7 protein-coding genes are annotated in these 15,010 nt (G+C 47.3%); all 7 read left to right on the top strand.

Annotated elements, in window-relative coordinates:
• Positions 1-211: 211 nt before the first annotated feature.
• The 7 genes from ASD40_RS27075 (at position 212) to ASD40_RS27105 (ending at position 14,919) form a co-directional block, all read left to right on the top strand.
• Positions 212-4,591 (top strand): DEAD/DEAH box helicase, encoded by a 4,380-nt coding sequence (locus ASD40_RS27075; RefSeq protein WP_235549392.1) that lies wholly within the window; start codon positions 212-214, stop codon positions 4,589-4,591.
• Between the two features lie 232 nt (positions 4,592-4,823).
• Positions 4,824-7,124 (top strand): AraC family transcriptional regulator, encoded by a 2,301-nt coding sequence (locus ASD40_RS27080; protein WP_156390197.1) that lies wholly within the window; start codon positions 4,824-4,826, stop codon positions 7,122-7,124.
• Positions 7,125-7,308: 184 nt separating this feature from the next.
• Positions 7,309-9,954 (top strand): exo-rhamnogalacturonan lyase family protein, encoded by a 2,646-nt coding sequence (locus ASD40_RS27085; protein WP_057306201.1) that lies wholly within the window; start codon positions 7,309-7,311, stop codon positions 9,952-9,954.
• Between the two features lie 48 nt (positions 9,955-10,002).
• Positions 10,003-11,061, top strand: coding sequence for a glycoside hydrolase family 88/105 protein (locus ASD40_RS27090; RefSeq protein ID WP_057306202.1), 1,059 nt, complete (start codon positions 10,003-10,005; stop codon positions 11,059-11,061).
• A gap of 227 nt (positions 11,062-11,288) precedes the next feature.
• A complete protein-coding gene (locus tag ASD40_RS27095) occupies positions 11,289-12,257 on the top strand; it encodes an ABC transporter permease (protein ID WP_057306203.1) in 969 nt (322 codons plus the stop codon).
• Between the two features lie 90 nt (positions 12,258-12,347).
• Positions 12,348-13,229, top strand: coding sequence for a carbohydrate ABC transporter permease (locus tag ASD40_RS27100; RefSeq protein WP_057306204.1), 882 nt, complete (start codon positions 12,348-12,350; stop codon positions 13,227-13,229).
• A gap of 133 nt (positions 13,230-13,362) precedes the next feature.
• Positions 13,363-14,919, top strand: a complete 1,557-nt coding sequence (locus ASD40_RS27105) for an extracellular solute-binding protein (RefSeq protein WP_321166585.1) — start codon at positions 13,363-13,365, stop codon at positions 14,917-14,919.
• Positions 14,920-15,010: the final 91 nt, after the last annotated feature.

A 15,010-nucleotide genomic window follows, 5' to 3' on the forward strand; every position in this document is an offset into this window, starting at 1 on the left:
TTATTTGAATACTACATGTATCAGAAGAATTCGTTTGATTGGTTATTTTTAGGAGGGTAACCTTTTATTTTCCATTGAAAATTATTCCTTCATCCATCCAACAAAGTTATCAAGTACATCTTTAACCACTTTAGCATACGAGATATAAATAAACTGTCATATTCTGTCCCGCTGGCGATGACCCTCACAATATGCTATGTTGGAAGAAATTGTGAGCAAGGGAGCGAAGGCAATGACGGAAATAGCGCTGGATCTATCTCATTTTCATCCCGTTCTGAGGGCTTGGTTTGCTTCTCGTTTCGGTGAACCTACAGATGTTCAGAAGCAGGCATGGAAACAAATACGTTCTGGCACGCACACTCTCATCTCTTCCCCCACAGGCTCAGGTAAAACATTGGCAGCCTTACTGCCTTGTTTGGACGGAGTTCTTAAAAAGAAACAGGAACTTGAGGACATTTACACAGCCGGTGTTCGCGTGCTTGTCGTGACACCACTTAAAGCGCTGAATAACGATATTCATGATCATTTGATTCATTTTATGGCAGAAATTGAGGAGACCGCTTCCTCTTTCGAAAAGGAAAAGAAAACCGCCTGGCGGGGACTCACGATTGGGGTTCGTACCGGCGATACCAAACAAAGTACTCGGGCATCGATGCTGAAGCAGCCGCCAGATCTGCTGGTGACCACGCCAGAATCGTTGTATTTGCTGCTGACTTCTCCGCGCGCGAGAGAAATGCTAAAGAGCGTGGAACAAATCGTCGTCGACGAAATCCACGATCTGGCGGCGGACAAGCGCGGTATGCACTTGTCGCTCACGCTGGAACGGCTCAATGCGTGGTGCGGGCGATCCGTCCAGCGGATCGGCGTGTCAGCCACACAAAAGCCTATCGAGCGGGTCGCTCGTTATCTTGGCGGCTGGGAAGCTGACCAGCCTCGCAATGTTGCTATTATCGAGAGCAAAGCCGAGAAGCAGTATGCTCTTCAGGTGACGATGCCAGAACCTGCGCGGGCTGGGGCTGATAAAGAGGCGATATGGACGCCTCTTGTCGAACGTCTGCTGCAGCTCATGGAAGGCTGCAGTACAGTGCTGATCTTCGCAAATAGCCGCAGGCTTTGCGAACGATTGACCTTGCGACTCAATGACCATTTCGGTCATGAGATCGCGAGTAGCCACCACGGCAGCGTCGCCCGCGAGAAGCGGCTCGAAGTCGAGCGCTTGCTCAAGGCCGGCGAGCTTCGCTGCCTGGTTGCCACGTCGTCGCTGGAGCTCGGCATCGACGTCGGCCATGTCGATCTGGTGATCCAGATCGACTCGCCTTTCACCGCTGCCGCAGGCATCCAGCGGATCGGCCGCGCCGGCCACGCCGTCGGCAGTGTAAGCCGCGGCGTGCTGCTTGCACGCAGTCGCAGCCTGCTGCCGGAGCTGGCCGTGCTCAGCCGGCGGATCGCGGCGCGCGACATCGAGGCCATCCGCATCCCGCGAGGCAGTCTGGATGTCCTCGCGCAGCAGCTCGTCGCCATGGCAGCCATGGGCGACGAGCTGGATGTGCCGCGCCTAGAGCGCCTGCTCTCGCAGAGCGACTCCTTCCGCGAGCTGCCGCGTGAACGCTGGCTCGCGATGCTCGAGGTGCTCGCAGGGCTGTACCCCTTCGTGCGTCCGCTTATCGCATGGGATCGTGAAACCGACCGCTTAGAGCGGTTGGCAGCCACGCAGATGGCCGCGCTCACCGGCGCGGGCACAATCCCTCAGAGCACGGCATACCCCGTGCATCACAATGAAACCGGGCTTCACCTCGGTGAGCTGGATGAAGAGTTCATCCACGAATCGTCTGTTGGGGACGTATTTCAATTGGGTACGGCATCCTGGCGTATCGTCCGCAAACGCCCAGAGCGCATTTATGTCCAGGAAGCCGACAACCGTTACAGCGAAGTCCCCTTCTGGCGCGGGGAAACCGGCGGAAAGTCGTATGAGCTCGGCGTTCAAACGGGTCAATTATGGCGAGAACTGCGAGATCGTTTGCAGCCGCTTCCTCACACTCAAGCCGATCTCGACGTCCAAGACTGGCTGTTGGAGCATTTTCACTTTGATTCGGATGCTAGCCATGCGCTCATCAGTCTCGTTCGCAATCAGATTGCTGTAAATACGGTGCCGACAGATACAACCGTTGTCATCGAAACTTTCACTGATGAAAATAATCAAACCCATTATATTTTGCACAGCCTATTTGGTCGCACGCTCAACCGAACTTGGTTAATGGCTATCGAAAGGCATCTCAAACAAATAGGGCATACCGCCCTCTATACCAATGCGAAAGACAATGGCATCGAGTTCATTTTCCCTAGCTTCCATGAGTCGATTCTACATGCCATTATGTCCATCTCTTCTATAGAAGCAGAACAGTTCGTCATTGAGGCTGTGGCTGAATCCGGTATGTTCGGAGCCGCTTTCCAGCGACTCGCAGAAACGTCCTTGCTTCTTTCCCGCAGCTTCACACGTATGCCTGCTTGGATTAAGCGGCTGCGCGGACAAGAGCTCATGAAAGAGGCTCTGCCCTTTAAAGAACGTTTTCCTTTGTTTCAGGAAGCCATGCGAGAATGCCTGGAAGAGCATGTTGATATTCAGCATCTTCAGCGCATTTTGGAAGCCATTCATTCAGGAAATATCCAATTTGCCGTTCATCGCAACCATTTCCCATCGCCGCTCGCTGCGCAATTTAAATTCGACTACGTGTCGCAGAAATTATATGAATCCGATGCGTTAACGCAGGATTTGCAGGTTGAATTACTTGGCTTTAGCCGTCAAATGGCAGCCGACATTTTCGGGTCTGAGGCGATCCACAGCGCCGTTAGCCCTCAGGTCATCGAGGCAGAGGAACATAAACTCGCCCTTACGGATGAACCTTTAGCCTCTGCACGAGAGGTGTTTCGTTATTTGAAAGAACGAGGCGATTCCTCTTTGGCTGAACTCGTCCTAGCTAGTTCAGCATCCGAAGTAACTGTCACAGCATGGATCAATGATCTCCTTGGGCAAGGTAAGGCAGCAACAGCCTTTTTTTCGAAAGAGACCCGCTATATCTGTAGTGATGAATTAGAGTTCTATTCTTCACTTTCGGATTCTATGGTTGCCAGATCGTTTGTGTTTCAAAGATTTGCCGACGGGAAGCTCTCTTTCACTACGGCAGAATTGGCAGCCCGTTTTGAGGTAGATTCTGCCATTGCAGCTGATTGGGTTCAGAGCGCCGTTCAAGATGGTATGTTATCTGTTGCACCTTTTGCCGATCCGGAAATCGAGGAGCTGTGGACAAGCAGCAAGGTTGCTTCACGATTAATTCGTCTGTCCCTTCAGTCCTATCGACGTGGTGGCGAGGCCGTATCCCCGCTGACCTATATGACGCATATGCCGCTAAGGCGAAAACTCGCAGATAGAATTGACGTGCCTGGAATGGACCATCTCCGCGAGATTATTGAAGATTTGCAAGGCTTCTTCCTGCCTGTCTCACTTTGGGAGACTGTCTTATTTCCTACGCGTCAGCTATCGTACCGCAAACAGGACCTAGACACCTTGTGCTCGTCAGGTCAAATTGTCTGGATAGGCCGCAAAGAGCCCGACGAAAAGGAAGGCCTCATCGCCTTCTTTCTTGCAGAAAGCAGTTCGCTATATGAGCCCTGCCTCACTTTAGCCAACCAAAGACCAGCCTCACACCCTGAGCTCCTTAGCCTTTTGCAGAAAAAAGGGGCCATCTTTCTTAGCAAGCTGAGTATTGAAACAGGGCGAGCTCCTTCTTCCTTGTTAGAGGAGCTGCTGCAATTAGTGTGGGATGGACAGGCTGCTAACGACCAATTCGCTCCGCTTCGATTACATGCCGCAGCAGCTTCTAAGAAACCGGATAAATTCCAGTCAGGTCTTGGTCGATGGTATCCTCTCGATTCCTTGCTTAGCCCTGCTTTCGATAAGCAATCGTCAGCCATGCAGTGGACGCATCATCTGCTGGAGCGTTTTGGCATCATCACCAAAGATCTCATCTCTGCTCACTGCCCGTTTCCATGGGAAGCCATTCAGACAGCGCTTCGTCAGTTGGAAGAATGGGGTCTTGTCGTCAGAGGGCTATTCATTTCCGATTTACATGCTCTGCAGTTCGCATCCAAAGAATTCATCACTCGCCTGTACCAACATGCAGGTAACACTTCCGAGAGTCAACAAAAATTCACGCTTTTAAGTGCTATTGATCCGGCTAATCCCTTTGGACTGATTGTCCCATGGCCCGAGGTTTCAAACATTTCATTTTCACGTAAAAGTGGAAATTACTTAGCCCTCAAAGGCAGTAAGTGGTTGTATTGGATCGAGAATAATGGCAAGCGGATTTATCAAATTGCACCAGAAACGAACCAAAACGATGATCAGATGACCATCGTCCTTGAGCTAAAAAGTATGTTTCGGCAGTTTCTTAAACAACATCAATTACGTAAAATCGTTATCGAAGCTTGGAACGGCGTTCGTATCGCAGAAGCACCCGAACAGGAATATTTAAAACTTCTAGGCGCAGAAAAAGACCGCACCAGTCTAGTTCTTTGGCCAAGCCAGCTAAGCTGAGTGCGGCCTGCTCTTACCTTCTGCTTTAACCGCGGATGTAGAAGCACATGGATATCGGTTACCTTCCGGTCAGCTGGACATGACACGATAATTGAAAATATGATCAAAAGTCAATTCTCGGTTGACCATTCACATGGTATTATATGAAGTAACCTTCTATCGCTGAAGGGTTACAACGGCAAATTATCCATATGCATATAAGTTTAAAAGAAGATGTCAGGGGGAATAAATCGTGTTCAGAAGTAAGCGCTTCCGAGACAATTGGATTTTAATTCTGATCATCTCCAGTATTCCCGGACTTATCTTCGGCGGCGTGATTTATTGGCTTGCCGGCGAGCGTCTTGAGAACGAGCTGCTTCAGATGCACAACAAGCAGATTCAACTTAGAGCTGCCAATATTGACGAGCAGTTCTCTTACTTGGAGACGTCGGTTATGCATTGGGCATTCGATCCAAGCTTCAGTTACTCATTAGCGAGTTTAAAACTATCGCGTGATTTCGAGATTGCTCGCAACATGACACAGACACTAGCCAATATGAAAGGCGCCAATCCACTGGCTACGGAAACAGAATTGTTCTTGGAAGGGGCTGCGCCCGTGCGGTTTCATCCCCAATACGAGGCATTAACTAGCGCTGTACAGATCGAAGGATACAGGAATTTGCTCGCGAATGATAAGAAGGTTTTCTGGTCCCAGCATACTTCGGAGTCCGGACTTCCGCGTGATCATTCATTGTCTTTAATGGTAAAAATACCTGAAACTAACGAGAACCCGTATGGGGTCATTGCGGTTCGGATCGACACCGCGAAGGTTGCCAAACTGCTGCAAACGTTAGCCCCTTATAACGATGGGAGTACGTTTCTGCTGGAGGAAAATGGCGATCAATTACTGTCTAGCTCAGGGAAAGAACCAGCATCGCAGCTAGATGAAGCTATTAAGAGAGAGGTACTTACCAATAAGGCGAAATCAGGCTCATTCCTGTTTGATTGGAACCAAACGACGTACACTGTAGCCTTCGGCACCATGTCGCGTGTCGGTGCCGATTGGACTTATGTCACTGCGTCGCCGATTAGCACAATTACCAAGCCTGTCGTTTTTATTTCTCAATTGGTCTTGACGCTAAGCATCGCGATGCTGCTGCTCGCGTTCGTTTTATCTTGGCTGGCTTCACGGCGCATCTATTCACCTATCGCACAGTTAGTTAACTTGTTAACTGGAAAGACAGGTTTAGCAGCGCTCCGGAAAGAACAAAATGATGATTTTAAAATCATTGAGAAAGAATGGCTGCATTTGACTAGAGAAAGTATAACGCTTCAGAATAAGCTGGAGGAGCAGCTCCCTCATCTCAAGGAAGGCTTCCTGCTTCAACTTGTCCAAGGGTATTTATACTCATACTCCGAGCAATCTCTTCTGGAGAGAATGCGCAATTTCGGCTGGTCAGTGGACCATAAGCAATATGCTATGCTGTATATTCAATTAAGCGGATTTGAAAACTTGGAGGGGCGCTTCTCGTCAGGTGATGAGGGACTTGTCACTTTCGCTGCTGCCAATATTACGAAAGAGCTTGCATCGAGTCGTTTCGATCAAGCGGAAGTGTTGAACTTTCACGATTTGTCGATCGGTATTCTCATCATCCTTTCGGAAGAAATTGAAAAGCCGGAGATAATCAAAACGTTCAGTCAAGAACTGGCTCAAGGGATTCATCATACGCTGAAAATGTACGTATCGGTCACGATCGGCAATCTTGCTATGTCTATCGTACATGTGCCCTCTCGCTTCGAGGAAGCGATGCAGGCATCAAGCAGGCGCCGCTTCGAAAGCCGGAACCAAATTATCGACCTGGAATCTCTGGATGAACTCGAGAAAGAGAACCACGAAATTCATTATCCTTTCGCACTCGAAAGAGCGATTATTCAGGCTATTCGAATGGGCCAGAATGAAGAAGCGAAGCAGCTTATTCAGGCTTTCATGGAAGAACTGCTCGAACGCGGAGCCAAGGTGATCGACATTCAGCAAGGTAATCTTCAATTACTCGGCAGTATCTTGCATGCTATTCGACTTGCGAATTTGGATCCAAACCGAATATTTAAATCGGCTAATTTATATGAACAACTTATGCAAATCGGGGACCCGCAGAAAATGATCGCTTGGTTCCATGATAAAGTAGTGAGTCCATGCATGGTGGAGCTGGAATCGCGATCCGATGCCGAAGTGAAAAAGACTGTGGAAACTGCGATGATTTATCTTCAGAACAATTACATGAAGGAAATATCTCTGGATAGCTGCGCCGACTACGCAGGCACGAATACGGTTGCGTTAAGCAAAGCGTTCAAACAGGTCAGCGGTAAAAATTTTATTGACTATTTAACCGAGCTGCGTATTGAAAAAGCGAAGGAGCTTTTGCGCGACACGGATATGAAAATCAACGATATTGCCGAAAAGGCTGGTTATCAGCCAAGCTATTTTAATCGAATCTTTAAGAAACAAGAAGATATAACACCAAGCCGATATCGGGAGTTAAACAGAAATGAATAGCTTCAACCCGTAAACCGCCTGCAATGGCGGTTTGTTTTTTTGGTTTGGAAAAAAAGTCTTAATCCCGCAAAAAAGTGAAATGTCCCGTCATGTAGGGAGTTAGAAAGTGTAGTTGATGGAAATTCCCCCAGATACTAATCTTGAACCAAGGCACGAAACAAATTCGGAGAGGGGTAAAGATAACATGGGAGAAAAAAAGCAACTCCGCGTGCATTGGTTGGAGGAAGAACTTCCAAACTCTTGCGGTGTTACATGGGGAGTACCTTGGCATATAGGTGAATTAAATCGGTCGAAAGCTGGCACTTTCACCCTTAATGATCCGTCAGGAAATCCGCTCGCGCTTCAAAGCTGGCCAACTGCTTATTGGCCTGACGGCAGCGTAAAATGGACCGCCCACGCCGCATCGTTCGATAAACCTGTTAGTGAAGGCTATACACTACAAGTCGCCGATGAACAGTCTATTGCGATCCATGTAAGATCCCGTATGAAGGTTACTCAATCGGCTGATGAAGTGACCGTCGATACCGGAGTCATCCGGTGTATCGTTGGAAAACAAGGAAAGTCATTCATCCGCGCTTTATATCACGGGGAGAAGCTAATCAGCTCGAATGGTTCACTTGTCAGTATTCGCGAAGAACGACGAACGACTTCGAGCGGGCGTCTTTATCAGGAAGAATCGTTTCGTGGCGAGATCACATCCGTAACCATCGAACAGGAGGGTCCCTTACGGGTCGTACTTATGGTAGAGGGCGAGCATATCTCCAAGAAAGCCGATCGTTCTTGGCTCCCCTTCCGGCTGCGTCTCTATTTCTATGCCAACCAAGCATCGATTCGGATTGTCCACACCTCATTGTTCAAAGGAGATCCACAGGAGGACTTCGTGAAAGGGCTTGGCATCTCTTTTGCTTTGCCGCTGAAAGCCCCCCTTTATAATAGGTATGTTCGTTTTGCGGGCGATACAGGCTTTTTCAGTGAATCGCCCAGACATTTGTCGACATGGCGGACGAAAGGCGTCTACATGGACATGTTCTGGCGTCAGCAAGCTGGAGAAGCCATTGCATTTGATCATGAGAAAGATGCGAAATTCAAAGCGCTGCTTGATGATTCCGCTGCCTGGGACAGCTTTAAGTTGACGCAGCTTTCCGCCGACTCCTATTCTGTCGTCAAGCAAACATACGAAGAATGCAGCCCAGTGAAGGCTGTCAGCGGTAACCGTGCGAAAGGGCTCGTATATGCCGGAGACACTCACGGCGGGCTTGCAGCAGGGCTTCGCAATTTTTGGCAGAAGCATCCATCATCTTTGGAAGTAACCGGTATGACGACAGATGAAGCCAAGCTAACACTCTGGTTCTGGTCGCCGGATGCAGCAGCTATGGATATGCGTCATTACGATACGAAAACGTATGTAGAATCCGCCTATGAGGGATCGGAAGAGCTGCGCAGTACACCATATGGAATCGGAAATACGAACGAGCTTATGCTGTGGTGCTGCGATGGGACACCCGCTGCGACCGACCTTGCAAACATGACTAGCCATATTCAATCCCCGCCTCAGCTCTTATGTGAGCCAGCACGTTATCATGATACAAACGTATTCGGTATCTGGAGCCTGCCTGATCGCAGTACGCCTGCTAAAGCTTGGATTGAAGAGCAACTCGACGCTTGTTTGAGCTTCTATAAGCAAGAGATCGAGGGGCGGCGGTGGTACGGTTTCTGGGATTATGGAGATTTCATGCATACGTACGATCCCGTACGGCACGAATGGCGATACGACGTAGGCGGGTTTGCCTGGCAGAATACCGAGCTTGTGCCGAACATCTGGCTTTGGCTCTCGTTCTTGCGCTCGGGACGTGCAGATTTGTTCCGCATGGCGGAGGCCATGACACGTCATACGAGTGAAGTGGATGTCTATCATTCCGGAGAATATGCAGGACTCGGGTCTCGGCATAATGTCGTTCACTGGGGTTGCGGATGCAAGGAAGCGCGCATAGCAATGGCGGGTTTGCATCGTTACTATTACTTCTTGACTGCAGATGAACGAATTGGAGATATTTTGGCGGAAGTGGCCGATGCAGATTTCGCCACCGTCGGAATCGATCCGATGAGAGCTTATTTCCCGAAGGACGAGCATCCTACCCATGTGAGGAGCGGTCCGGACTGGGCAGCCTTTAGCTCAAATTGGATGTCGCAATGGGAACGCTTTGAGAATCCGAAATACAGAGATAAGATCCTGCAAGGGATTAAGAATTTGAAGGCCGCACCGTTCCGGCTCTTATCAGGCACGACATTCGGATACGATCCGAATACCGGTATTCTTACCCATATCGGCGACGGCAACTACGGATATCATATGGTCATTTCCTTCGGCGCGCCGCAAGTGTGGATAGAGCTTTCGCAACTGCTCTCCGATCCTGAATGGGATGACATGCTCGTAGAATTTGGGGAATTTTATTACCTAGAACCTGAGGAAAAGTTAGCCCGAACGAATGGAGTCATCGATCATAATAAATTCAGCTGGCCGATGTTTGCGGCATCGATGGCGGCTTACGCAGCCAACCGACGCAGTAATACTGCTCTGGCTGCGTTAACATGGCGGATCATGCTGGAGAATCGTCTGCCGGGGGGCAGCGAGGACGCGACGCGAACCTATCAAGTGCCGGAGCACGCGTATGTTCGACCTATTCAAGAACTGCCGAGCATCACGACAAATGTAACGTCGCAATGGTCCTTAAATGCGATCATGTGCCTGGAGCTAATCGGGAACGAACTGCCGACGGAGTTGAATGCTGAATATCTAAGCGCTTCCTATGCCGTGGATCAGAAGAATTAATCGATGCAGTCTAAGATTGTAAATTTCAATGTTCGAGGAGGAACTGTTTTGAAATACGTAACGGTCAATGAAACGGATATTAAACAAGCCATCGACAGGCTCGTAAGCAGAACGTTTCAGATGGATATGACATGGGACTGGCCTGCCGGAGTTGCTTTCTACGGCGTAGGCCAAGCTTATCTGGCTACTGGTGAATCAACGTATTTGGATCAATTGCAAGCGTGGATCGATGAGCAGTTGGAGGACGGCCTTCCTAAGTTAACGGTCAACGCTGTATCCATTGGTCATACATTGCTTACACTGTACGATCAAACCAAATCGGAACGTTATCTGGATATTGCGGTCCAAATGGCGGAGTTCTTAAGAACGGATGCAGTACGATTCGCGGATGGCGTGTTTCAGCACACCGTATCGCAAAATTACGATTTCCCGCAACAGGCTTGGGTCGATACGATGTTTATGGCAGGATATTTTCTCATCCGTATTGGCACTTTACTTAAAAGAAACGATTGGCTCGAGGATGGCTTACTTCAGTACCACACACACGAGCGCTTCTTGCAGGATCGCGAAACAAATCTTTATGTTCACGGTTGGGATCATATCGCCCACAACAACATGTCCGCTGTCTATTGGGCGCGTGGCAATTCATGGGCAGCTTATACGATGTCGGAAGCGCTGCATATCGTAGAAGTCACACATCCGTCCTATATGAAAATATACGATTCGCTGCGTGATCAACTTAGCAGCATCGTCCGGCTCCAATCTGATCATGGGCTCTGGCACACCGTGCTGAATGATCCGACCTCTTATGAGGAAACATCGGGTTCTGCGGGTCTTGCCGCCGGATTGATTCGATATAACGAAGCCATCGGCGCTCCTATGTACAATAAGTATATTCAGAAGGCCGTGCCTGCCGTATTATCGAAAATTTCGAATAACGGTACAGTATTGGATGTTTCGGCTGGAACGGCTGTTATGAAAGACGCCGACGGCTACAAAGGCGTCGCCCATGAACGGATTCAAGGCTGGGGACAGGGGTTGACCTTAGTATTCCTCTCTTCGCTTCTAACGTACAAATGGTTGAAAGACAATTCACAAACCGAGTAAAAGAATGTTCAAGCCATTCATACTTCTAATGAAACCGGCTGCCGTGGCATCCGGTTTTCTACTTCCTCCATCCCCCTCATGATGATAATACTTTTTTTCTAACTTCATACTTTTTTGAGAAAACGGTTTCAAAATAGTGTTGTTGTCAGAAATATTTGAATCTTATAGTGTTTAACTTACAAAGCCACAAGCTAAAGTTTCAATTCAATTTGCGAAGGAGTGAGAACATGATCAAAGCATCGGGTGCTGAAGAGCACATAGCGCCTGTCACATCCGCAAGAAATTCCAAGCGCAATACGCTAATTGGCAAAGTTCTAAGAGATAAATATCTATTGCTGCTGTTGCTGCCGGGATTGGCCTACTTTATTGTTTTTAAATATGTTCCGATGTGGGGGGTCCTCCTTGCCTTCAAGAACTATCAGCCTTACGTCGGTTTTTTTAAAAGCGAGTGGGTTGGACTAGATAATTTTAAGCAATTTTTTCAAGATCCCGTATTTTTTAGATTGATACGCAATACGCTTTTGCTTGGTTTGTACGATATGGTGTTTTTCTTCCCGGCGCCAATCATACTGGCGGTATTGTTAAACGAAGTCCGCAAATCTTTTTACAAACGCTTTATCCAATCACTAATTTATATCCCGCATTTTATTTCGATGGTTATTGTTGCAAGTATTTCCTATCTTCTTTTGACGACAGAAGGTGGAGTCATCAATGAACTGATGCTTAAGCTATTCGGGTATAAAATGGACTTTCTGACAAGTGAAAACTGGTTTCGTCCCATGATTATCACACAGAGTATTTGGAAAGAGATGGGTTGGGGAACGATCATCTTCCTCGCAGCGCTTGCGGGGGTGGATCAAGAGCAGTATGAAGCGGCCATCGTCGATGGAGCAAACCGTTTCCGCCAACTGTGGCACATTACGCTGCCAGCCATTCAAGGAACGATCATTATCGTGCTGATTCTGCGAATGGGTCACTTTATGGATCGTGGATTTGAACAAGTCTTATTAATGATCAACCCGCTAAACCGGCCTGTGGCCGAAGTATTTGACACTTATGTTTATACGGCGGGGATCGTACAGGGCGCTTTCAGCTACAGTGCGGCAGTAGGGTTATTTAAAGCCATTATCGGCGTCATTCTCGTCTTTTCAACGAATTATTTAGCCAAAAGGGCTGGACATTCCGGTATATTCTGATGCTTACGAAGAAAGTTTTGCTATCGCAAAACTCAGCACATGCTTACGAAGAAAGTTTTGCTATCGCAAAACTCTTAGGAGGAGAGCACTATGAACACGTGTCATTCGTCAGTAGGCGAAAAATTGTTTGATATCGCCAATTATCTCTTTCTTGCTCTCGTTGCCCTTACTATGATCCTTCCGGTTATGTATATCGTGGCGGGGTCGTTCGCAAGCGATCTTGAGATTGGAAGCAGATCCTTTTTTCTAATTCCCAAAGAAATTACATTTGATGCTTACAAGTTCGTTTTTAAAGATAATACGTTGCCGCGAAGTTTATTCGTATCCGTATTTATAACCGTAGGAGGAACTCTTGTAAACCTATTGTTTACCTTTACGATGGCCTATGCTTTATCACGGCGGCACATGATTGGCCGAAATGTCGTCTTGAACCTAATCATCTTCACGATGGTGTTTAGCGGCGGGATTATTCCTACTTATCTGGTTGTCAAAGGCTTAGGACTATTGAACACCTACTGGGCGGTCATGCTGCCTGTCGCTATCAACGCCTTTAACTTGATTGTCGTGAAATCATTTTTCCAGGAAATTCCGGGCGAATTAATTGAATCGGCCCGAATAGACGGATGTAATGATATAGGTGTACTTTGGCGAATTGTTTTACCGCTCTCCAAACCGGTTATCGCAACATTCGCTCTTTTCTACGCCGTTGCCCATTGGAATGATTTCTTTAATGCTTTGATCTATCTATCTGACGCTAAAAAGTGGCCGATGCAGGTTCTATTGCGGCAAATTGTCCTTTTGGCAACTGGTTCGCTAGACATGGGGACATACGATCCCACCTATGTGAAACCGCCGGATCAATCAATTAAAATGGCAATCATCGTTGTGGGTACATTACCGATATTGATGGTTTATCCGTTTATTCAAAAGTATTTTGCCAAAGGGGTTTTAATTGGCGCGGTAAAAGGGTGAATGTTTTATAGCGGCAGGTGACTATTTTAGGATTGTCGCAGCATCGGTCCAAGTCCAGTAAAGTATTGACGACAGGTGCATGCTTCATCATAAACAAGTATATTTTTGATAAGAAAAAGGGAGGAACATGAATATGAATTGGGAAAAAAAGAAAAAACCATTGCTTGCCACTACTAGCATCATAGTAGCAGTCACAGTTATAGCGGGGTGCAGCTCGAGTACCAATGAGTCTAAAGCGACAGACACATCCAAAGCAACGGCAGGAGCGACGACCGCAGCCAAAGAAAAGCCATTCCCCGTCAGTATCATGTTAAAGAGCTACTACAATGATACAGCTACCCCGGAAAGTAAAGTATGGAAAAAAGTTGAAGAATATACGAACACGAAGCTGGATTTCCAATTTGTTCCTGATGCAAGCTATAACGACAAACTGAACATTACGCTTGCTTCCGGCTCTATTCCTTCTCTTCTATTTGTTAATAATGCGAAATTGCCTGCTGTTGCCAACGCCATCAAAGGAGGCGCATTCTGGGAAATAGGCCCTTATCTCAAAGATTATCCGAATCTTAAACAAGCGAACCCCACTGTTCTTAACAATACGTCGGTAAACGGTAAATTCTATGGCCTTTATGTATCCCGCCCGATCGGACGAATGGGAATCAGCTACCGTAAGGACTGGCTTGATAATTTAGGCATGAAGGAACCGAAGACGATCGATGAATTTTACGCGATGTTAAAGGCATTCGCCACCAATGATCCTGATAAAAACGGCAAAAATGATACGTATGGCATGGTCATAACCAAATATGCGGGACCCTTTGATATCATGCAAACTTGGTTCGGTGCTCCGAATAAATGGGCTGAGAAAGACGGTAAGCTGGTTCCTGCTCATTTGACTTCGGAATACATGGATGCGCTCAAATTTTTCAAAAAACTTTATGATGAGAAGTTAATCAACCAAGATTTTGCGGTGTATGATTCGGCCAAATGGAATGATCCGATTATTAACGGACAAGCGGGTGTAGCGGTTGACGTCACAGAACGTTCCTATCAGATTGAAGAGAAAATGAAACAAGTCAATCCGAAGGGCAGTATAGATTTAATTGGCGCTGTAAGCGGCCCTACCGGTCTTCATAATCAACCGACAGCTGGACACAACGGCATGTTCCTCATCTCCAAATCTAGCGTTAAAACAGAAGCCGACCTGAAGAAAGTGCTTACTTTCTTGGATAAAACCAACGATAAAGATATGCAAGCGTTACTCAACTTTGGTATTGAAGGTGTTCATTATAAAGTTGAAGACGGCAAACAAGTTATTCTTATTGTTCCAACTGATCCGATGGCCCCTGATATTAATAACAAGAATATGAACCAGATCTTATCTTCGATCCCGTACATTATAAATGACATGTTCAAACCGTCTACACCGCTTCGCACGAAGTCAATTGAAGTACAAAAAGCAAATGAAAAAATTATTGTTACAAATCCCGGAGAACCATTTACAACGGCAACCTATACGCAAAAAGGCGCGCAGTTGGATCAAATGGTGGAAGACGCACGAATTAAATTTATTGTCGGCAAAATTGATGAAGCCGGCTTTAAAGCCGACATGGATTTGTGGAAAAAGAGTGGCGGTGACGACTATACAAAAGAAATCACCGAAGCCTACGCTGCAAGTAAGGCTAAGTAAGTTAAGCGAATAGAAGTACTCTTTGATGATAAGGTCCAGTCGCTCAGTAGGACTGGACTTTATTTCGAAAGGGTTCCGGGTGGAACGAATA

Source organism: Paenibacillus sp. Root444D2 (assembly GCF_001426375.1).
Taxonomy (GTDB): Bacteria; Bacillota; Bacilli; order Paenibacillales; family NBRC-103111; genus Paenibacillus_E.